Genomic DNA, 21,069 nt, shown 5'->3' on the forward strand with positions numbered 1-21,069 from the left:
CTCGGCCGCCGCTGCAACGGCGGCCGATTTTTTTAATGTTAAGTCTGAATATAGAGGCAACGGTTCAGGAGCGGCCTGCATCTATTGCTGCATCCTGCCCATTAGGGACACACGTATCCGCCACTTCCCGTACCGACGCCCTTGCCCGTGTTACCGCCCCGGCCGTCGGGTTTCTCACCCATCTACCACCGCTCTGCTTGTTCTACTTTTTCTCCCGTCGTTACGTCGTGAACTGTTCTCGTGTGCTGCTACTGCTGGCTTGCTGGCTGGGTGCCCTTGGGGCCGCCCGGGCCCAAACCGCCCCCGAAACTCCCGCCAATGCGGCGGTGCCGGCCCTCAAGCGCCAGCTGCAGGCAGTGCGCATCACAGAAACCATTAAGCTCGACGGCGACCTGAACGAAGCCGTGTGGCAGCAGGCCACGCCGGCTACCGATTTTATCCAGAACCGACCCAACCCCGGCCCTCACGAACGGCACAAAACGGAGGTACGGGTGCTCTACGATGATGCCAACCTGTACATCGGCGCCATTATGCACGATGTGTCCCTGGATTCGATTCCGCGGGAGCTGTCGGGGCGCGACGACTTTGGCAACACCGACTTCTTCGGCATCTTCCTGGATACTTATCACGACAAGATTAACGGCTATGGCTTTTTTGTAACCACTGGCGGCGTGCAGGGTGATGCCCGCTACTCCCCGGCCGGGGGCGAAGATTTCAACTGGAACGCCGTGTGGGACTCCCGCACCGCCCTGCGCGGTACCGATTGGGTAGCCGAAATGCGAATTCCGTATTCGGCCATCCGCTTCAGCAAAGCGCCGGAGCAGCTCTGGGGCATCAACTTCATGCGGCAGCGCAAGCGCGACAACCAGGGTTTTTTCTGGAATGAGGTGCGGCCGGCCGTGGATGGGTTCGTGAACCAGTGGGGCGAGCTGCTGGGGGTGAAAAACGTGCAGCCCCCGCTGCGCCTTTCCCTCACGCCCTACATTTCAGCCTACGCCAACCACTACCCCTACAACGTGCAGGGCACGCGCAACACCAGCACCAGCTTCAACGGCGGCGCCGACGTGAAATGGGGCATCAATGAGAGCTTCACCCTGGATGCTACCCTGGTGCCCGACTTCGGGCAGGTGCAGAGCGACAACCAGGTGCTCAACCTCTCGCCCTTTGAAGTGCAGTACAACGAAAACCGCCAGTTCTTCACGGAGGGAACCGAGCTGTTCAACAAAGGCAACTTGTTTTACTCCCGCCGGGTAGGGGCCCAGCCCATTGGTTTCTATAACGTAGAGAGTCAGCTGCGGGCCGGCGAACTGGGCCCCGATGGCAAGCGCCGGCCGGGCGAGGCCGTCGTGAGCAACCCCGGCGTCACGCGCCTGCTCAATGCCACCAAAGTATCGGGGCGCACCAAAAACGGCCTGGGCGTGGGCGTTTTCAATGCTCTCAGCAATGATGTGTACGCCACCGTGCGCGACTCGGTGGACGGGCGGGAGCGGAGTGTGCTGACCCAGCCCTTCAGCAACTACAACATTGTGGTGCTCGACCAGAGCCTGAAAAACAACAGCTACGTCTCGCTCATCAACACCAACGTTACGCGCTGGGGCAGCACCTACGATGCCAACGTGACGGGCGGCCTGTTTCGCTTCGCCAACAAGAAGAACTCCTACGCCGTGGATGGGCGCGTGGTGTACTCGCGGCGGCGGGGCACGGTGTTCGGCTCCGAGGAGGCCATTGACGACCAGAACGGCTACAAGTACCGGGTGGGCGTGAGCAAAATCAGCGGCAACTTTACCTGGAGCCTGAGCCAGGGCATCGAGTCGGACACGTACAACCCCAACGACCTGGGCATTCTGTTCGGCAACAACAACATCAATCAGAACATCAACTTCAACTACAACAAGTACAAGCCCTTCTGGAAGGTCAATAACTTCTACTCCTACTGGGGCGTCGACCATACCCTGCTCTACAAGCCCACACGCTACCAGGGCCTGAATTTCTACGGGGGCTTCAATACCACCTTCACCAAGCGCTTTCTGACCACGGGCCTGAATTTCGACGCCAACCCCGTGACGCACGACTACTTTGAGCCGCGGCAGTACCCGCTGGGCGACTACTACGTGCGGGTGCCGGTGAATGCCAACGTGGGCGGCTTTGCCTCTTCCGATTACCGCAAAAAGCTGGCTCTGGACGTGAACGGGGGCATCCGGTGGTACCAGCAGGATAACCGGTTTGCCCGGCCCCGCCGCATGGGCTACGGCTGGGGCTTCTCGCCCCGCTACCGCGTGAGCAACCAGCTTAACTTCCGCTATAGCCTCGACTGGAACCTGCGCCAGAACCAGGTGGGCTACGTGAATGGGGGGCTGGATGGCAGCCAGCCGGAGGATGCCCGCTTCCGCGCCGACCACCCCAACGACGTGCTGCTGGGCGTGCGGCGCGTGCTCACGGTTACCAATACCGTATCGGGTGGGTACACCTTCAACAACCGCATGTCGCTCACGGTGCGGGTGCGCCACTACACCAGCACCGTGAATTACCACGACTTCGCGCGGTTGAGCAAGGGAGGCGAGGAATTTCCCGTGGACTACCGCCGCAACCGGGACAACACGTTCAATGCCTTCAACGTGGATGCCGTGTACTCGTGGTGGTTTGCGCCCGGCTCGCAGGTGAGCATCGTATGGAAAAACGCCAGCTCCTCTTTCCTGGAGGCCAACCAGGCCACCCCGCTCTACTTCGACAACCTGAGCAACACCATCAACACGCCCCACAACAACAACCTGAGCATCAAAATCCTGTACTACCTGGATTACCTGATGTTGAAGCGGCGCACGAAAGTGTAGCCGACGGGTGCCGCGGCCCGAACCAGCAGTTCCCCTGATTTCCGGTATTCCTTTCCGGTGCGTCGTTCCGACGGGCCTGGGTTTCTGTTGCCTTGTCTGCCCGCCCCGTAGCGTATCCGCCGATGAAGAAATGTATTCTGCTTTTGCTGTCCTGGCGGTGGCTGGCAGCCGAAACGCAGCAGTTGACCCAGGCAATCCGCTCAGGTATTGCAATTCCCTGGGCAGGTAGTACGTGCTTTTCTGCCCGAACTGTCGGCATTCGGGGCCGGGTGGTCGATTAGAATTGGGCTGGTAAGAGGTAGTGGGCAACTTCGGGTAAGAAATCAGATAACCTTTCATCCGGATTGCCTTATGGAACGCAAGAATTTCCTGAAAACCCTGTTTTTGGGCGCTGTTTCGGCGCCGGCCGTGCTGGCCGCCTGTAGCAAGGACGAGGCCGACACCGTGACGCCCACCAGCAGCGGCACCACCACCGGCGGTACTACCTCGGGCAGCTGCACCGTGGCTCCTACCGAAACCGAGGGACCTTTTCCCACCAAAGTGCCGTCGTCGTACGTCCGCTCCGACATTACCGACGACCGGACGGGCTACAAGCTGACGGCCACTCTCACCATTACCAACAGCAACAACAGCTGCGCCGCCCTGGCCGGGGCGCTGGTAGATATCTGGCACTGCGACGCCGAGGGCAATTACTCCGAGTACGGCGGCACGGGTATGCAGAGCACCAACTACCAGAGCGTACACTTCCTGCGCGGCCGGCAAACCACCAACGCCAGCGGGCAGGTAACGTTTACCAGCATCTTCCCCGGCTGGTACTCCGGGCGCGCCACCCACATTCACGTGCACGTGTACTCGGCTACCGGCACTTCCCTCAAAGTCACCCAGATTGCCTTTCCTGAGGGCACTGGTACGGCCGTGGCCGCCGTAAACGGCTACGCCAAGGGCCTGAGCGGCTACACCTCCAACGCCCAGGACAACGTGTTCAGCGACGGAGTGGCCCAGGAGCTGGCCACCGTAACGGGCAGCACCACGGCGGGCTTTCAGCTGAACATCACGTTTGCGGTGCCTGCCTAACCAGCTTATCGGGCTTGTTCGTATCCGGGAGCCGCGCCGGGTAGTACGTTCCGGCGCAGTTTCGCGGTGCGGCGGCAGTTCAACTTCTTCTACTGTTTATGGGCTATGACTGAGCGGGTTATTACGCTGTGCTACCGGAAAATTATCGACGCCGCCGCCACCCGGCCCTGGGACAAGCTGGTGCTGGAGGATACGTACAACGAGCTGCGGATACAGGCGCAGCTCTACAACCCGGAGCGGCGGTTTCGGACCTACGCCGAGCTGGTGCACCACGTACCCGGGGCCAGCCAACTGTCGTTTCTGGTGAGTGGGGTGGCCCGGGGCTACCTGCCCCAGTTGGGCGGCCTGGTGCCCGATGTGGTAGACAACCTGGGCCGGCGCTTTCTCCGGTTCAGCCGGTTTCAGTTTGAAATCATCAACTCCGACCTGCTCGATAAGAGCCGCCACCAGGTAACCATCAACTTTTTCTCCGACCCGCTCACCTGGCACGCCACCATCGAGAACCTGCTACTGGTGTCGGCGGCGGCAGCCGACCCCGAAAACAGAGAGATACTGACGCACCTGGTGCCGCTACAGCCCTTTCTAGGCATCTATTCCATCCAAACCCCGGCTGCTGTATGACGCTGCAAATTCCCGGCCGCCTGTACCTGGCCGACCAGCACGGTACGCTCACCACGCCGCAGTCGAGCCGCCGCAGCGTGTTTTCCTTCGGCCCCTACCAGGATGCCCAGCGCCCGGCTGCCGGCCGGCTGCTGGCCCTCAACGAGGAAACCCTGGCTGGGGGCCACCAGCTGGTGCTGCCCGCCAGCCAGGCCGCGCACTGCCTGGTGCTGCCCCTGACGGGAGCGGTGGGCTGCGGCGACGCGCTCAGTCAGGAGCTGGTGCAGGTGGAAGCGGTGTGGGCGGGGCTGGTGTCGGCGGGTCACCAGCTGGTGCTCAGCAATCCATATGCTGAGGAGGCTGTGAGCTTTTTGCATATCTGGCTGGCTCTTGATGCCTCCTTGGCCGCGCAGCCCCAGGCCACAACAGTTGCCTACACCTTTCAGCAGGTAGAAAGCGGCCTAGCCGAGCTGGTCAGCACGCCGGACCTCAGGCTCAGCCTGGGCCGCTTCGGGGGCCGGCAGGAGGATGTGTACCGCCTGCACGATACGGAGGCCCTTTTTTTTGCCTACGTGCTGGCCGGGGCTTTTGAGGTGGAAGGCCGCCTCCTGCATCCCAACGACGGCCTGGCGTTGTGGCAGGTGCAGCAGGTGGAGCTGGAAGCCCTTAGCAACAATGCTTTGGTGCTGGTACTGGAAGTAAGCCAGTAGCGCGCAGCTCCGCTTCGCGCACGAGCCGCAGGCGAGTTCCGGCGCGTAAGGGTAGCGCGGCAACGTAGCAGCGCACCACTCCGCTACAGCCCCAGTAGCTCCTCCGCCGCTCCAAACGCCGACTTGGTACCATGCATTACCTGCTGGCGCAGCTCCGGCAGGCGGTTGGCCACGGCCGGTCGGGCGTAGAAACGGGCTTCCAGCGTTTCCCGAATGGTTTCCTCCAGCCAGTGCAGGTGCTGCTCCTGGCGGCGGCGCTGGAAGTAGCCGCTGGCCTTGGTGTGCTGCACGTACTGCTCTATCAGCTGCCACACCTCCGCTACCCCGGCCCCGGTAAGCGCCGAGCTGGTGGTTACCACCGGGCTCCACTGCGAGGCGGCCAGCGGAAACAGGTGCAGGGCGTTCTGGTACTCGGCCCGGGCGCGGCGGGCGGCCTGTTCGTTGCCGGCATCGGCTTTGGTGATGGTTACGGCATCGGCCATTTCCATAATACCCTTCTTGATGCCCTGTAGCTCGTCGCCGGCCCCGGCCAGCATCAGCAGCAGGAAGAAATCTACCATGCCGTGCACGGCAGTTTCACTCTGGCCCACGCCTACGGTTTCCACGAAAATAACAGTGTGGCCCGCCGCTTCGCAGAGCACCAGAGCCTCGCGGGTGCTGCGTGTAACACCGCCCAGGCTGCGGCCGGCGGGTGAGGGTCGGATGAAAGCCTGCGGGTGGGCTGCCAGTTCGTTCATGCGGGTTTTGTCGCCGAGGATGCTGCCCCCACTGCGCTGGCTGCTGGGGTCCACGGCCAGCACGGCCAGGCGCTGGCCCTGCTCGCGCACCAAGTGCAGGCCCAGGGCCTCAATAAACGTGCTTTTGCCCACGCCCGGCACGCCCGTAATGCCTACCCGCACCGAGCGGCCGGCCTGGGGCAGCACCGCATCCAGCACCTGCCGGGCCAGCTCCTGGTCGGTGGGCAGGGTGCTTTCCACCAGGGTAATGGCCCGGCTGAGCATGACGCGGTTGCCGGCCAGTACGCCGTCGATATACTCAGCAGGAGAAAAGCGTTTGGGCACGGGTGAAAAAGAAATGTGGCGTAAGCTTTAGCTTGCGCCCTGCGCTGATGAAAACCTGTATTTTCAGCAGTTGGCGGCCGCCCGGCCGCCACTTAACAGCGCAAGCTAAAGCTTACGCCACATTTTCGCTATGAATCTACTCCGACTGACTTCTGCGCTGGCCTTATTGCTGGCGCTGCCCACCGCTGTGCGTGCCCAGAACGAGCTGAGCAACTTTACTGCCACGGGCCGGGGCGGCGTGGCCACCACCTTCGCCTCCGACTATCAGGCTATTGGCATCAACCCCGCCAATTTGGGCCGGGTAGGCGGGGCCACCGTGGCCTTTACCATCGGTGAAGTGGGGGCCGGCGCTGCTTCTCAGTCGCTCACGCGGCAGCAGCTGCGCAAGTTCATCACCGATACCAACCAGCCCCTCACAGCCCCCGAAAAGCAGGCGCTGGCGGTGGCCTTCAACTCCGGTAACGCGCTCAACCTGAACGCCGACGCCACCACGCTGGCGCTGGCTGTGCAGCTGCCGGTAGTTGGGGGTATTGCCATCAGTAACCGGGTGCGCACGGCCGGGCACGTGGGCCTGAACAAAAACGCCGCTGATATTCTGTTTCTGGGCAAAGATGCGCCCATTTATACCAGCACGGCGGCCGGCAACGTGCCGCTGGTAACGGAAGCCCTGGCTGGTACTGAAATGCAGTTTTCGGTACTGAATGAGTTCAACCTGGCCTGGGGTACCCGCCTGCTCGATTTACCCCTGTTCCAGCTGTCGGCCGGGGCGGGCTACCGCCACATTCAGGGCATTGGCATTGTGGATGTGCGCGTGCAGCCCGGCAACCTGCAAGCTTACAGCTCCATGTCGCCGGTGTTTGATATTGATTACGGCAGTCTGGCGGCTAACCCTAACTTCAACCTGCGCACCGGCTCCGGCCTGAACCCGGTGGGCAAGGGCCACGGCTTCGATTTCGGGGTGGCGGCAGAAGTGGGCAAAACTATGCGTCTGGGCCTGGCCGTTACTGATATTGGCCGGATGACCTGGACCGGCAACCTGCTCACGGCCAACGACCAAAAGCTGAAGCGGCTGAAATCGAGCGGGGTGGGTAGCTACAACTTCATCAAAGAGGCTGCCGAAATCTTCGCCTCCGGCTCCGACAGCCTGTTTCAGTATCAAACGGGCCAGGAGCGCCGCGCCGACCTGCCCACCAAGCTGCGGGCCGGGGCCGGGCTGCGCCTGAGTGAGTATGTTGAAGTAGGTCTGGATGTTACCGTCCCACTCAACGAGGTGGCCGGTAACATCACCTCTCCCTTTGTGGGAGCCGGCCTCGACTATAAACCGGTAAAATGGCTGCGCCTGAGCAGTGGCCTGACGGCCGGGGCGGGCTACGGCTTCAGTGTGCCGCTGGGTTTCACGCTGGCTACCAGTTTCTACGAAGCCGGCATCAGCACCCGCGACGTGGCGGGCCTGCTGACCTCTGAGCATCCCTACCTGTCGGTGGCAGGCGGCTTTCTGCGGTTTAAGCTGGGTGGGAAAAGTAATTAACCGTGTCATTGCGCGGTGAGAAGGACGACGCACCCGCAGGACACTGGCTTGATGCGCCACATGCCTCGCAATGACGGTTCTTGCTTTCACCATTTCACCACTTCACCATTTCACCTACTTCCCTGGCTCCGTGATAAAATTGGGGAGGCCCAGCTTGCTGCGTCGGCCACCGAGCTTCAGGCCGTCGTCCAGGTACTTGGCGGCTTCGGAGTTGGGGTTCTGGATGACGCCTAGGAACTGGTTGTCTTCGCGGGCCACGTAGATGTTACCATCGGGGGCGCGCTGCAGGGAGCCCACCTTGCGGTTGGCCGATTTGCCGATGACGGTAGCCTTGCCCGTTTTCAGATCGAACTGGTATACCTGAGCCTGGCCGCCGCCCTCACCGTTGCTGGAGCCATACAGCTTGGTGCCATCCGGCGAAAATTCCACGCCGTAGGCTTCGGGGTAGGGGGCAAAGGCTTTCACATTCTTTACCTGCCCGGTGGTCCGGTCAAAGTCGAACAACTCATACTTGTTGGCCTCACGCCATAGGGCCACGGCCAGCTTGCGGCCATCGGGGGAGAACTTCATGGCCCCGATGGCGTTGCGGCCGGGGCCGGCGTGCATACTGCCCACGTTGCTCATGATGGGCTTACTCTGCACCCCGTCGGCGGTTACCAGGTAGCTCACAAAAGCGTTGGAGTTCCAGCGGTGGGCCACCACCCATACGTCGCGGCCGTTCTGGTGGCGCACGGCGGCCAGCTTCTCGGCCACCGGCGTAATGAGCAGGGCATTGGCACGGGGCACGTCGCCGAGGCCATTCTCGCGGGTCATGTCCACTACCGAGTAGCGCAGGCCGTTGGAGCCGCCCTGGGCGCCCACGGTAAATACGTAGAACACGTTGCCGCTGCCGGGGTCAGGTACGATGAGGGCGCTTTGGGTGCTGGAGTTAGAGCCCATCAGCTTGCGGCCGTTGGGCATTACCTGGTGCTGACGGTTGAATACAAACTCGCCATTGGTGTAAAACAGCAGCTGGCCCTGCTGATTGGTGGCCACGGCGGAGCCCTCATAGGTAGTCATTTTGCTGGTGAGCAGCGGCGTGGGCGTACCACCATCGGCCGGGAACTGCAGCCCGGCCTGCTGTCCAAATAGCCAGATGGATTGCTCGCGCTGAGCCAGAGCCGCACCTGGCAGCAGCAACGCCAGCAGTAACGGCAGGAAAGAGAATCGTTTCATGGAGCGAAAAAGGGTGTGCGGAGTGCTAACGTAATTTCATGCCAGAAAGTAGGTAGTGCAGCGAAGTGACAGGGTAGACCGTCCTGCTCTATCTGGCGTCCGCTTGTCGAAGCAGGACGGTCTACCCTGTCACCTCATCACCTCATCATTACACCTCCCATTCGCCAGCCAGCAGCCGCGGAATCAGGGGCTGGATGATGCGGTAGCTGGCCCCCCACAGCTGGTAGCCGCCGGCCAGCCGGTAGAAGGGTACACGGCGCGGGCCCGGCCAGCCGGCCAGCTCCCATACCTCCTCCGCGTGGTTGGCCGCATCGGCCAGGTAGCGCAGCGGAATTTCCAGCACCTCATCAATTTCGGCGGTTTGCCACTGCCAGGTTTCTGGCCGGCGAATACGGCCCAGGAAGGGACTGATACGGAAACCGGAGGGCACCGGCACCGTGGGCAGCGCTGCCAGAATAGCCACGTTGGCCGGAGGCAGGTGTACCTCTTCAAATGCTTCACGCAGTGCCGTGGCCTGTAGGTCTTCATCCTGAGGCTCATACTTACCGCCTGGAAAAGCCAGCTGGCCGCCATGCACGCCAAAGGCAGCCCGGCGTACCAGTACTACCTGCAACTCGCCGGCTGCATCCCGGAAAACGGGCACCAGTACGGCGGAATCACGCAGGTTTTTAGGAATCGGGAAATCATGAAGTGAAAGCTCGGGCATAGGTGCAAAGTACGCAGCGCTCTGGTATAGCGTTCCGGTAATTTAGTGCACAGCGTATGCTCCGGCGGCCGTAACCGTTACGCTGGGGAGCTCATGGGTAGCTTCGAAGGCCTCATACCCGGGGGCCAGCTGCTGCCAGAACGCCAGGTGCGGGCTGGTCATGCGGCGGGCCAGATTATCGGCGGTCAGCTCAAACGGGAAAATGTGCACCGGAATACTGGCCTGCCCGGCGCTGCGGGCCTCTACTGCCAGCACGTACAACTCCCGGATGCCTTCATCGGTAATGGGCAGGCAGCCGATGGTTTCGTGGGAGCCGTGGATGAAAATGTCGTTGCCGGGATCCTGGGGGCCGGCCCGGAACTGGTCGGCGGCGTTGGGGTAGTCGAGGCCCAGGGAGAGGTGAAACCGGCTGTCGGGGTTGAAGCGGTTGATGGTATAAAAGCCCTCCGGAATCTGCCCGTCGTGGGCCCGTTGCTTCGGCCCCAGCGTACCCGAGGTGCCCGCCAGCCGGAACGTGCGCAGCAGCACAAACTGTCCTTCACCCTGATTGCGCCCCCACACCTCTACTCGCCGGCCCACTTTAAACGCCCGCAGAAACAGCTCCAGCCGCCCGGGGGCCAGGCCGTTGCGGCGCAGCAGTGCCCCGGTGGCTGTTTCGTAAGCAGCGTAGGCCGCCCGCACCCGTGGGAATTGCAGCTGGTTGGCCCGGAAGGTTGGGTTAGGCTCGGGCGTACGCACCGAAGAGCGGGCGGCCAGCGCCACCAGTAGCACGGTTGCCACCAGGAAAAATACACGCATAACAGGGAGAGGTAACACCGCTGAGGCAGCGGCCGGGCTCCTGAAACGGCCCCGCAACCGGTTTAGTATTGTGCTCCGGATATATTCAGCAAGGCGGATTATCCTTCCGGCCCGTTTTGCGTACCGAGCCTATGTCTCTTGTTTCCGCCGCCGCTGCCTACCTACCCGACCCCTTAGGCCCCGATTTCGAGCAGCTCAGCCTGATGCAGCCTCCCGATTATGAGGGGCCGGTGCGGGCCGTGCTGGTGCGTTGCCACCTCAACCCTGCTTCTGCTGCAGGCCGGGCCGTGCTGTACGTACACGGCTTCAACGACTACTTTTTTCAGCGGGAAATGGCCTTGGAGTACACGGCGCACGGCTACCGGTTCTACGCCCTCGATTTGCGCAAGTACGGGCGGGCTCTGCTGCCCCACCAGCAGCCTAATACCGTGCGCAACCTCCAAGAGTATTTCCCCGACCTGGATGCAGCCCTGGCCCGGATACAGGCCGAGAGCCATACCGAGGTGCTGCTGAGCGGCCACTCCACCGGTGGCCTTATTACGGCCCTGTATATAGCCCAGCGGCAGCCGCCGCAGGTGAAGGCGCTGGTGCTGAACAGCCCGTTTCTGGAGTTGCATCAGTCGTGGCTGCGGCGGCAGGTGGCGGTGCCGGTGGCAGTAGCGCTGGGAGCCTACTGGCCCACGATGCCCCTGCCCGCCGGCCTGCCCGATACCTACGGGCAAAGTCTGCACCGGGCGTACCGGGGCCAGTGGGACTACAACCTGGCCTGGAAGCCCAACCGCGTATTTGCCGTAAATGCCGGCTGGCTGCGGGCCATCCGCCGGGGGCAGGCCCGGGTGCGGCGTGGGTTGCACCTGTCGTTGTCGGTGCTGGTGCTGCACTCCGCCCACACGGCCACCGGCCGCCGCTGGCACGAGGAGTTCCAGCGGGCCGATATTGTGCTGAATGTGGCCCACATCCGGCAGCTGGCTCCGCGTCTGGGCGAACAGGTAACGGTACAGGCCGTGCCCGGAGCGGTGCACGACGTGTTTCTGTCGGCTCCGGCAGTGCGGGCGCAAGCGTACCGGCAGCTGTTCGCGTGGCTGCAAACGGTTATGGCGTAGCCAGGAAAATCAGGAGGGCGTAACTAACATGACTATGGGACGGATGAAAAGATATTGGCTGATGTGCTGGGCGCTGGCACTACTGGCGAGCGGTGCCCGGGCTCAGCAGCCGGGTTCCGCTCTGGCGGCTGCCATTCGGGCTGGCAAGTGGCAGCAGCGGATCCTGCTTCTGTGTGCCCCCAGTCCCGATAATGCCGCCCTGCGCCGCCAGCAGGCGCTGCTGCGGCCGGTGGGCCGGGAGCTGAATGCGCGGGATATGGTGGTGCGGGTAGTAGTGCCGGACCAGCTTTCCGCCCCCGACCAGCGCTACCTGCGGGAGCAGCTGAGAGTGAAAACCGGCGGCTTTGTGTTGCTGCTGATAGGGAAAGATGGAGGGGTGAAGCGACGGGAAACCGCCCCACTACCCGCCGCTGAGCTATTCTCAACGGTGGATGCCATGCCCATGCGCCAGCAGGAAATGCGCCCGCGCCAGTAGGGCACGCAGCAGTTCCGCAGGAGCCTGCGTACTTTCAGGCGGTGGCTGCTACTCCGGAGTATGATGTGCTGATTGTAGGAGCCGGTCCGGCCGGTACGGCCTGTGCCCTGGGCCTAGCCGGCAGCGGCCTGCGTGTTGGCCTGTTGGATAAGGCCGCCTTTCCCCGCGACAAAGTGTGCGGCGACGCTATTCCGGGCCCAACCCTACGGGCCCTGGCCCGCCTCAATCCACGCTACGCCCAGGAGTTACGCGAACTTACCCAGCCTCACCGCACCGATGTCAGCTGCAGCCGGCTGGTGTCGCCGCGGGGCCGGGAGCTAAGCGTGCAGTGGCAGGCTCCGGCCTTCAACAGCCCCCGGCTGCACTTCGACGAGGCCCTGCTGGTGCTGGTACGCCGTCATACTGCCACGGAAGTGCTGGAAAACAGTCCGGTGAAAACGCTGGCAGCTACTTCCGTGGGTGTAATGGTAACGCTGGCCGATGGTAGCACCCTCTCCACCCGCCTGGTTATTGGCTGCGACGGGGCCAACTCGGCGGTGGGCCGGTGCCTGGTGCCGCACCCGCTTAACCGGCGGCGGCACTGCGCGGCCGTACGCGCCTACTACCAGGGCGTAGCCGATGCCCCCGAAACTACCAGTGACTTTCTGTTTCTGCGCCGCTACCGGGCGGGCTACTGCTGGGTGTTTCCAGTGGGCAATGGCCTCTACAACGTGGGGTTTGGCATGTTGTCGGAGGATATTGCCCGCGAAAAAGTCGACCTGAAACAGGTGCTGAATGAGCTGCTGGCCACGCATCCGACGCTGGAGCCGCGCTTCCGCCAGGCCCGGCGGGTGAGCCCGCTCCAAGGGTTTGGTCTGCCCCTGGGTGGTGCCCGCCGGCCGCTTACCGGTTTCCGGGTCCTGCTCTGCGGCGACGCCGCCGCCCTCATTGACCCGCTGCAGGGGCACGGCATCGACAAAGCCGTAATCAGTGGGATGCTGGCGGCGGAGCAGGCCCGGCGTTGCTGCCAAACCCAGGATTTCAGCCCTGCTTTCCTGCAGCAGTACGCCCAAGCCGTACACCAGCGCCTGGGCCGGGAGCTGCGCTTCCGCTACCGCATTATGCGCCTGCTGGCCCGGGTTCCGTGGCTGGTGGAGGCTGCCTTCCGGGCTAGCCAGTGGGCGTGGCTGCGGCGGTGGCTGGTACGGGTAGTAGGGTAGAGGCCCCCGTTACGAGCCCCGCGAGAAAGTCCGTGTGCTAACGTTGTTTATCCAATGCACCTTGCCGGACGGAGCCACGCCATTCTGCGTGCCTACTGCCTGGGCCGCACACCACCGGCCCGTCAGATGCAGCGTACCGGACAAGCTGTTACTCTCCTGTTACAACGGTTTGGCGAACCACGCAGCGCGGACTGTAGTCCCAGTTCCCGCGTACTTCTCGGCCAGCAAAGCAGAAGACCCCGCTACGGGCAAAAGCCCGCGCTACGAACCGGATTTACCGCTTGCGGAACCGCTGTGCCTCAAGCCGCAAACAGCTGTTTTTAGCCGATGCTGCGGATAACGCCCCCATCTACCCGCACCGAAGCCCCATTGGTAGCCACGGCTAAAGGACTGGCGAGGTAGGCCACCATGTTGGCTACTTCCTCGGGCGTGATAAAGCGCTTGAGCAGAGATGAAGGCCGGGCGTCGCGGAAGAACTCGTGCTCTGCTTCCTCCCGGGTTTTACCATTGCCGGCTAGCTTCTGCAGAAACTCCTCCACTCCTTCGGAGGCGGTGGGACCGGGCAGCACCGAGTTAACGGTTACTTCGGTGCCAGCCGTAAGCTCGGCCAGGCCACGGGCTACGGCCAGCTGGGCCGTTTTGGTGGTGCCATAGTGAATCATTTCCTGCGGAATCTGCAAGCCCGATTCGCTGGAGATGAATAGGATGCGGCCCCATTTACGGGCCAGCATCTGCGGGAAGTACTGGCGCGCGAGGCGCACCCCACTTAGCACGTTTACTTCAAAAAAGTGCAGCCAGTCCTCATCCGTAATGTCGGAGAAAGGCTTGGGCTCGAAGATGCCGACATTGTTGACCAGAATATCCACCGCGGGTACTTCCGACAACAGATGCTGCACCTGCTCGGCCTGGCCAAAATCCACGGGTGCGCCGCGCAGCTTGGCGCCGGGCGTTTCGCGCAGAATGACGGCGCGGGCTTCGCTGATGCGGGCTTCTGTGCGACCAGTCACTACTACTTCGGCACCTTCGGCGGCCAGGCGGCGGGCAATGGCCAGGCCGATGCCGGCGGTAGAGCCCGTTACCAGGGCTACTTTGTTGGTGAGATGCAAATTCATAAGAAACGATAACCAGCGTGGAAAGAAGGAGGTTGTATAACCCCACGGCCGCAGGTTTGTCTGCGGGGGCCATCCAATTTGTGCCGGTTGCGTACTTCCCAGGCCGGATACCTACTTCTGTTTTTCGCTTTCTTTTACCGATTTACCGCATGGATTTTACCTCATCCCGTCCCGAGGACCTGTTTTTTAACGCGGCCCGCCAGGGCGACGTAGCTACCCTGCAACGGCTGCTGCAGGAGGGTGTGAATGTAAATACCCAGGATGGCCGCGGCTTCACGGCCCTGATTCTGGCTGCCTACGACAACCACCTCGAAGCGGCCCGCCTGCTGCTGGAAGCCGGCGCCAACCCCAACGTGCACGATGCCAGCGGCAACACGGCCCTGATGGGTGTTTCATTCAAAGGCTACCCCGAAATTGCCCAGCTGCTCATCGACAACGGCGCCGACCTGAATGCCCGTAACGGCAACAATGGTACCGCCCTCATGTATGCCACGCTCTTCGGCCGCCACAACCTTGTGCCCCTGCTGCTCAAGGCCGGGGCCGATACCACTCTGCGCGACGTGCGGGGCCTCTCGGCCCGCGACCTGGCCATTCAGCAGGGCAATACCACCGCGCTGGAGCTGCTGCCGGAGTAGCAGTCAGCGCCCTCAAACAGGCGCTGAGTTACCGTAACTTCTCTTGAGCAGTACGGGCCAGGATGCGGCAACTCAGTGCCTGTTCGGGGTAGGGGCCGGAGGGCCTGTCGGGTTTGCGGGAAGCTGCCTACCGCCTGTCCGGGCGCGGTGGCCTGGGCCGGCTGAGGCTACCGGCTGCGGCGTTGTTTCCTCTCGGGCAAAGCCCGGACCGGGGGCAAACAAGGCGCGGGCGAATAAATGAGGCGGTTGGTCGGTTTTTCGGCGGGGTTACTGGAGTAGCGGGGCAACGGCAGCGAGGTCGGCATTGGGTTTGAGTAAGGACAGACCGAACACGCGGTTCTCAATCTTACTTGCTTCAACCCTCACTTTTCAACCCCTTCCTCATGAAAAAGCAATTTTTGAGTTTTGCCCTCCTGCTCGGTCTGCTTGTTTCCGTTTCCGAAACCACTGTTGCCGCCCCTGCCGTTTCCGGGCAGGAGCAGCACCAGGATAAGCGCCTCTACCAAGCGGGCCGCCAGGGCCGCAGTCAGCGCCCCGATGGCCAGCAGGGTCCGCGCCGCCAGCAGCGCCTCGATGCTATGGCTAAGGAGATGAACCTGAGCAGCAAGCAGAAATCCAAAGTGGAGAAAATCTACCAGGAGCAGCAGCAGCAGATGCAGGCCCTGCGCGGCCAGTCGGGCCAGGACCGGACCCAGCAGCGCGACGAGTTCAAGCGCATCCACGAAGGCACCGATAAAAAACTAAAAGACGTGCTGTCCAAAAAGCAGTACGCGCAGCTGGAAGCCAAGCGCCAGGAGCGGATGCGCCAACTGCAAAGCCGCCGGGGCGACCAGCGGCGCGGTGGCCCAGAACGCCGCGACTTCAACGGCCGGGGCTAAACCGGCCTGTCCGTTCCGAGTTCCTATTCTGAAAAACAGACCGTCATTCCGAGCGTAGCCGAGGAATCTCGCGTGCTGATGTTGCAAGGGTAAACCTGACGTCAGCACGCGAGATTCCTCGGCTACGCTCGGAATGACGGTCTATTTTGTGCAGGCTGTCAGGCCGGTTGTTGTGAGCTGATATTGTGATGACGTGGTGCAGATGAATCGGACCACTATCGGCCCGATGGTTTGCCGCCGGACCGGCGTCACCGCCGAAGCTTGCGGCTGCGTTACAATATTTCCCGTATCAACCCGACTACCGGAACAACCAGCTCCGATTGGCGGGGCTTCACATGTCGAGTTGATGCGCAGAATTCTGAAAATAACCGGCCGCCTGGCCCTGGTGCTGCTGGCCGTATTGGTGGTGGCCGGCGTAGCCTTTGCCAACCTTAGCCCCGAGCTGGGCGGCAAGCCCACCAAAGCCCAGAAAGCCGCCTACGCCCGCACCGGCCGCTACCACGACGGTGAATTCCGCAACCTGGAGCCCACCGAGGTAATGACGGGGGGCAGCACGTTTTCGGTGCTGTGGCGTTTCCTGTTCACCAAAGTAACCAACGCGGCCCCGGCGGCTCCGCTGCCCACCCAGCCGCTCGATTCCAGCAGCATCACCCGCAAAACGCCCGAAACGGTGCGTGTCACCTGGTTCGGGCACTCGGCCAGCCTGGTGGAAATCGGGGGCAAAAACGTCCTGCTCGACCCCATGCTGAGCGTGCAGATGGGGCCACTTTCCTGGGTGACGCCCCGGCGCTACAACCCCAGCCTGGCCATTACCGCCGAGCAGCTCCCGGCCATCGACGCCGTGCTCATCTCCCACGACCACTACGACCACCTCGATTACCAGACCATCCGCCGGCTCAAGGACAAAACGGCCCGCTTCCTGGTGCCGCTGGGTGTGGGGGCGCACCTGCTGGCCTGGGGCGTAGCACCCGAAAAAATACAGGAGCTGGACTGGCAGGATTCGGTGCGGCTGCCGGGCCTTACCATCATCAGCACGCCGGCCCGGCACTTCTCGGGCCGGGGCCTCACCAATCGCAACTCTACTTCCTGGAGTTCCTGGGTGCTGAAAACGCCCACCCACCGCGTGTTCTACAGCGGCGACGGGGGCTACGGCCAGCATTTCCGCGCCATCGGCCAGCAGCACGGCCCCTTCAACCTGGCCCTGCTAGAATGCGGGCAGTACGACGCCAACTGGGCCCAGATTCATATGCTGCCCGAGCAAAGCGTGCAGGCCGCCCTCGATGTGCGGGCCCGCGCCATGCTGCCGGTGCACTGGGGCGCTTTCACCGAAGCCCACCACGCCTGGAACGAGCCCGTGCGCCGCGCCACGGCCGCCGCCGCCCTGCACCAGCTGCCCATCACCACCCCCGAGTTGGGCCAGCCCGTTACGTTGGGCCAGCCCCTGCCGCAGCGGCGGTGGTGGGAGTAGCTGGAACGGTGTTGAGTAGAAATAAAAACTGTCATCCTGAGCGGAGCGAAGGACCTTATCAAGTAGAACGGCACTCGTAGCAATGGCCAGCTCTAAGGTGATAAGGTCCTTCGCTCCGCTCAGGATGACAGTTTTTGAAACCGAAACCGGCCCGCTGCAGCAGCGGGCCGGTTTCGGTTTCAGACAATGCCGGCAATATCCAGCGTTTCCAGCTCGGCTGCGGAGCCGGGCAGTTGGGTGCGGCGCAGCAGCTCCGCCAGCGGCGGCGGTAGCTCGGCCAGGGTGAGGGGTTGTAGGGGCCGGGCCACCGCGTAGTAGCGCGTATCGGTGCGCTCGTGCAGGCGGGTTTTGGCGAAGGAGAACAGCCCGCGCCGGGCGTAGCGGGCGGCACCCGGATAAGCCCCATCCTGGGCCAAAGCCGGCGCGGCCGCCGCCGCCGAATCGGTTTCCGGCCGCGTCAGGAAATACTGGTGCAGCTCCAGCAGCGCCGCCTCATCCGCCGCCACCGATTCCGGCAGCACCCCGCCCCCGGACGCCACGTGCACAATGTGCCCGGCCGCATCAGTAGCGAAGTAATCAATGTCGGCGTCTTCCTGGTCGATGTCGTGAATGCGCATAAGAAGCTAGTGTGAGATGCTAATGCGAGGTATTCTCTTTGTGGTTTCTAACAACGCAAACAGCTACCAATACTGTCAGAGAAGCGCCCGAAAGTATAGAGTATAAGCACGAAGCATACAGGCCGATATATAACAGCCAGGAATCAATAAAAGCAAAACCAAATGCGCCGACAAATCCTATGTCAATCCGTAAAACATAATTTTACAGATTAGTACAAACTGCTGGTATTTTATTCTGTTGGATATATTTTTACACTGCACGGCAAAGCATGTTCAGTATTTTTTATGTGCCAGCTATTATCTGGTTTAATTTTGCGTTTTCTTGTCTTCAATATGAATTAGTATGCGTTCATGTAATTGGGTTTCAATGTGTCCTTTTTCTAATGGATTCGATAGAATGCCCAGTATGTCGATGCCATTCATAAACCGGTAACTGCGTCCGTCATCAAAGTGTATTTTTGAAAGAAACGTGTTTCCATTAGATACTGACTTGTAATTCTGAAATGAATAATTTCTGGTTGACCAGATTTGTTCAATTGCTATACTTTTATCCGTGAGAGTAACATTGGGTGTAAAAATCACAACTGATAGCAAGCACATTCCAAGCGTGCAAATAATTGTTATGATTGGTTCTTGTTGATGTAAAATTCCTCTGATGGCTGTCAGAGCCATCAGAGGGACTATGAATAATAAAATAGCCCATTTCTTTAATTTAGATGAGTGGAAGCCTAGGGGAGTATTTTGCATAATCTATTGTGCTTTGCAATTTAGTTATCTACTCCCCCAGCTTCCCCAAAATCTCCTGCGCCGCCACGGCAATAACCGTCCCGGGGCCGTACACGCCGGCCACGCCGGCATCGTAGAGGAACTGGTAGTCCTGAGCGGGGATGACGCCGCCGGCAATGACGAGGATATCCTCGCGGCCGAGCTGCTGCAGCTCCCGGAGTAGCTGCGGAATCAGGGTTTTGTGGCCGGCGGCGAGGCTGCTCACGCCTACTACGTGCACGTCGTTTTCGGCAGCCTGGCGGGCTACCTCGTCGGGGGTCTGGAACAGGGGCGCAATGTCCACGTCGAAGCCCACGTCGGCGAAGGAGGTGGCAATGATTTTGGAGCCCCGGTCGTGGCCGTCCTGGCCCATTTTGGCCACCATCATGCGGGGGCGGCGGCCTTCGCGCTGGGCAAACTCATCGGCCTGCTGGCGGGCCTTGGCGAACTGCTCGTCGTAGTTCATTTCCTGGGAATACACGCCCGAAATAGCCCGAATAGTGGCCTGGTGGCGGCCGTACACTTTCTCCAGCGCATCCGAAATTTCGCCCAGCGTAGCGCGCAGGCGTGCCGCGTTTACGGCCAGGGCCAATAAATTATGAGAGTTGAATGATGAGTTATGAGTTGGGTTTTCCGCAGTGGTGTCTGAGCCGGTCAACTCATCATTCATCATTCCTAATTCATCATTCCCTCGCGCAGCAGCCGTGAGGGCCTCCAGGGCCTGCTGCACGGCGGCCGTGTCGCGGGAGGCTTTGATGTGGTTGAGGCGGGTGATTTGCGACTCGCGCACGGCGGCGTTGTCGATGTCGAGCACCTCAATGTCGGTGGCCTCGTTTACGCGGTACTTGTTCACGCCCACCACCGTTTCCTTGCCCGAGTCGATGCGGGCCTGCTTGCGGGCGGCGGCTTCCTCGATGCGCATTTTGGGCAGGCCGGTTTCAATGGCCTTGGCCATGCCGCCCAGTTCCTCCACTTCCTGAATCAGGGCCCAGGCTTTGTCGGCCAGCTCGTAGGTGAGGCTTTCCACGTAGTAGGAGCCGCCCCAGGGGTCCACCACGCGGGTAATGTCCGTCTCGTGCTGGAGGTAGAGCTGGGTGTTGCGGGCAATGCGGGCCGAGAAGTCGGTGGGTAGGGCAATGGCTTCGTCGAGGGCGTTGGTGTGCAGGCTCTGGGTGCCGCCCAAGGCCGCGGCCAGGGCCTCAATGGCCGTGCGGGCCACGTTATTGAAGGGGTCCTGCTCGGTGAGCGAATAGCCCGAGGTCTGGCAATGCGTGCGCAGGGCCAGGCTTTTGGGGTTCTGGGGGTTGAACTGCTTAATCAGCTTGGCCCAGAGCAACCGGCCGGCCCGCATCTTGGCAATTTCCATGAAATGGTTCATGCCGATGGCCCAGAAGAAGCTCAGGCGCGGAGCGAAGTCGTCAATCTTCATGCCCGCCGCCAGGCCTGCCCGCACGTACTCCAGTCCATCGGCCAGGGTGTAGGCCAGCTCCAGGTCGGCGGTGGCCCCGGCCTCCTGCATGTGGTAGCCCGAAATGCTGATGCTGTTGAATTTGGGCATCTTCTGGGCCGTGAAGCTGAAGATATCCGCAATGATGCGCATACTCGGCTGGGGCGGGTAGATGTAGGTGTTGCGCACCATAAACTCCTTCAGAATATCGTTCTGAATGGTGCCCGCCAGCTTATCGGGCGTGACGCCCTGCTCCTCGGCCGCCACAATGTAAAACGCCAGAATGGGCAGCACGGCCCCGTTCATGGTCATGCTCACCGACATCTGGTCCAGCGGAATCTGGTCAAACAGCACCTTCATGTCCTCCACCGAGTCGATGGCCACGCCGGCCTTGCCCACGTCGCCCACCACGCGGGGGTGGTCGGAGTCGTATCCCCGGTGCGTAGCCAAATCAAAGGCTACCGACAGGCCCTTTTGCCCGCCCGCCAGGTTGCGGCGGTAAAAGGCGTTGCTTTCTTCGGCCGTGCTGAAGCCCGCGTACTGCCGGATGGTCCAGGGGTTTTGCACGTACATGCTGGCGTAGGGCCCCCGCAGGTAGGGCGCCTGCCCCGCCCCAAAGCCGAGGTGCGTGAGGTGCTGCACATCCTGAGAGGTGTAGAACTGCTTCAGCGCAATACCTTCGGGCGTGCTGGTTTCGGTGGGTTCCGTGGCCGGTGCAGGCAGCTGGGCCGCGTCGTAGGCTATAGTAGAGAAGTTGGGCTTCATGGGTGGTGGTGAAATTGTGAGTTTGTGAAATTGTGAGTTAGGGGGTGAAATGCGTGGTTTTGTTGTACGGACGCAGCACATG

General features: G+C 61.7%; 18 protein-coding genes. 11 read left to right on the forward strand and 7 right to left on the reverse strand.

The window, feature by feature from the left end:
* Positions 1-227 precede the first annotated feature (227 nt).
* From EI290_RS07260 to EI290_RS07275, 4 genes are all read left to right on the forward strand, one after another.
* Positions 228-2,831: a DUF5916 domain-containing protein gene (locus EI290_RS07260; protein ID WP_185816884.1), complete on the forward strand. Its 2,604-nt coding sequence runs from the start codon at positions 228-230 to the stop codon at positions 2,829-2,831.
* 351 nt (positions 2,832-3,182) lie between these two features.
* A complete protein-coding gene (locus EI290_RS07265) occupies positions 3,183-3,905 on the forward strand; it encodes a dioxygenase family protein (protein WP_125428186.1) in 723 nt (240 codons plus the stop codon).
* Positions 3,906-4,010: 105 nt separating this feature from the next.
* On the forward strand, positions 4,011-4,526 hold the full coding sequence (locus EI290_RS07270) for a hypothetical protein (protein ID WP_125428188.1): 516 nt from the start codon (positions 4,011-4,013) through the stop codon (positions 4,524-4,526).
* Entirely contained in the window at positions 4,523-5,215 is a 693-nt protein-coding gene (locus EI290_RS07275; protein WP_125428190.1) for a pirin family protein, read from the forward strand. Before EI290_RS07270 ends, EI290_RS07275 begins: the two co-directional genes overlap by 4 nt.
* Before the next feature lie 83 nt (positions 5,216-5,298).
* Here the strand turns inward: EI290_RS07275 and meaB are convergent, their stop codons facing one another.
* Entirely contained in the window at positions 5,299-6,276 is a 978-nt protein-coding gene (gene meaB / locus EI290_RS07280; protein ID WP_125428192.1) for a methylmalonyl Co-A mutase-associated GTPase MeaB, read from the reverse strand.
* A gap of 130 nt (positions 6,277-6,406) precedes the next feature.
* Here meaB and EI290_RS07285 point away from each other — a divergent pair, with 130 nt between their 5' ends.
* On the forward strand, positions 6,407-7,804 hold the full coding sequence (locus EI290_RS07285) for a DUF5723 family protein (protein WP_125428194.1): 1,398 nt from the start codon (positions 6,407-6,409) through the stop codon (positions 7,802-7,804).
* Positions 7,805-7,918: 114 nt separating this feature from the next.
* Here EI290_RS07285 and EI290_RS07290 read toward each other — a convergent pair whose 3' ends face one another.
* The 3 genes from EI290_RS07290 to EI290_RS07300 all read right to left on the reverse strand — a co-directional run bounded on the left by EI290_RS07290 (position 7,919) and on the right by EI290_RS07300 (position 10,523).
* Positions 7,919-9,019, reverse strand: coding sequence for a TolB family protein (locus EI290_RS07290; protein WP_125428196.1), 1,101 nt, complete (start codon positions 9,017-9,019; stop codon positions 7,919-7,921).
* 148 nt (positions 9,020-9,167) lie between these two features.
* Positions 9,168-9,725 carry an NUDIX hydrolase gene (locus tag EI290_RS07295; RefSeq protein WP_125428198.1) on the reverse strand — a complete coding sequence of 186 codons (558 nt, stop codon included), beginning with the start codon at positions 9,723-9,725 and terminating at the stop codon, positions 9,168-9,170.
* A gap of 42 nt (positions 9,726-9,767) precedes the next feature.
* Complete coding sequence (locus EI290_RS07300) at positions 9,768-10,523, reverse strand: L,D-transpeptidase family protein (RefSeq protein ID WP_125428200.1); 756 nt, start codon at positions 10,521-10,523, stop codon at positions 9,768-9,770.
* A gap of 131 nt (positions 10,524-10,654) precedes the next feature.
* Between EI290_RS07300 and EI290_RS07305 the strand changes: the two genes are divergently transcribed.
* The 3 genes from EI290_RS07305 to EI290_RS07315 are packed head-to-tail and all read left to right on the forward strand — an operon-like array spanning position 10,655 to position 13,300.
* Positions 10,655-11,626: an alpha/beta hydrolase gene (locus EI290_RS07305; protein WP_125428202.1), complete on the forward strand. Its 972-nt coding sequence runs from the start codon at positions 10,655-10,657 to the stop codon at positions 11,624-11,626.
* Positions 11,627-11,669: 43 nt separating this feature from the next.
* Entirely contained in the window at positions 11,670-12,101 is a 432-nt protein-coding gene (locus EI290_RS07310; protein ID WP_185816885.1) for a DUF4174 domain-containing protein, read from the forward strand.
* 41 nt (positions 12,102-12,142) lie between these two features.
* A complete protein-coding gene (locus EI290_RS07315) occupies positions 12,143-13,300 on the forward strand; it encodes a geranylgeranyl reductase family protein (protein WP_125428206.1) in 1,158 nt (385 codons plus the stop codon).
* A gap of 320 nt (positions 13,301-13,620) precedes the next feature.
* Here the strand turns inward: EI290_RS07315 and EI290_RS07320 are convergent, their stop codons facing one another.
* Positions 13,621-14,412, reverse strand: coding sequence for an SDR family NAD(P)-dependent oxidoreductase (locus EI290_RS07320; protein ID WP_125428208.1), 792 nt, complete (start codon positions 14,410-14,412; stop codon positions 13,621-13,623).
* Positions 14,413-14,561: 149 nt separating this feature from the next.
* Between EI290_RS07320 and EI290_RS07325 the strand changes: the two genes are divergently transcribed.
* The 3 genes from EI290_RS07325 to EI290_RS07335 all read left to right on the forward strand — a co-directional run bounded on the left by EI290_RS07325 (position 14,562) and on the right by EI290_RS07335 (position 17,393).
* On the forward strand, positions 14,562-15,047 hold the full coding sequence (locus EI290_RS07325) for an ankyrin repeat domain-containing protein (RefSeq protein ID WP_125428210.1): 486 nt from the start codon (positions 14,562-14,564) through the stop codon (positions 15,045-15,047).
* A 383-nt stretch (positions 15,048-15,430) separates the two neighbouring features.
* The gene (locus EI290_RS07330; protein ID WP_125428212.1) at positions 15,431-15,925 is read left to right on the forward strand and encodes a hypothetical protein; all 495 of its coding nucleotides are present in this window, start codon (positions 15,431-15,433) and stop codon (positions 15,923-15,925) included.
* A gap of 346 nt (positions 15,926-16,271) precedes the next feature.
* Entirely contained in the window at positions 16,272-17,393 is a 1,122-nt protein-coding gene (locus tag EI290_RS07335) for an MBL fold metallo-hydrolase (RefSeq protein WP_185816886.1), read from the forward strand.
* A 179-nt stretch (positions 17,394-17,572) separates the two neighbouring features.
* On the opposite strand, the gene EI290_RS07340 is transcribed toward EI290_RS07335, so the two are convergent.
* Together EI290_RS07340 and scpA are read right to left on the reverse strand one after the other, a co-directional pair.
* Positions 17,573-18,010, reverse strand: coding sequence for a hypothetical protein (locus EI290_RS07340; protein WP_125428216.1), 438 nt, complete (start codon positions 18,008-18,010; stop codon positions 17,573-17,575).
* 775 nt (positions 18,011-18,785) lie between these two features.
* Positions 18,786-20,987: a methylmalonyl-CoA mutase gene (scpA, locus tag EI290_RS07350; protein WP_125428220.1), complete on the reverse strand. Its 2,202-nt coding sequence runs from the start codon at positions 20,985-20,987 to the stop codon at positions 18,786-18,788.
* Between the last annotated feature and the right edge of the window lie 82 nt (positions 20,988-21,069).

The organism is Hymenobacter metallilatus (genome assembly GCF_003944705.1).
GTDB classification, from domain to species: Bacteria; Bacteroidota; Bacteroidia; order Cytophagales; family Hymenobacteraceae; genus Hymenobacter; species Hymenobacter metallilatus.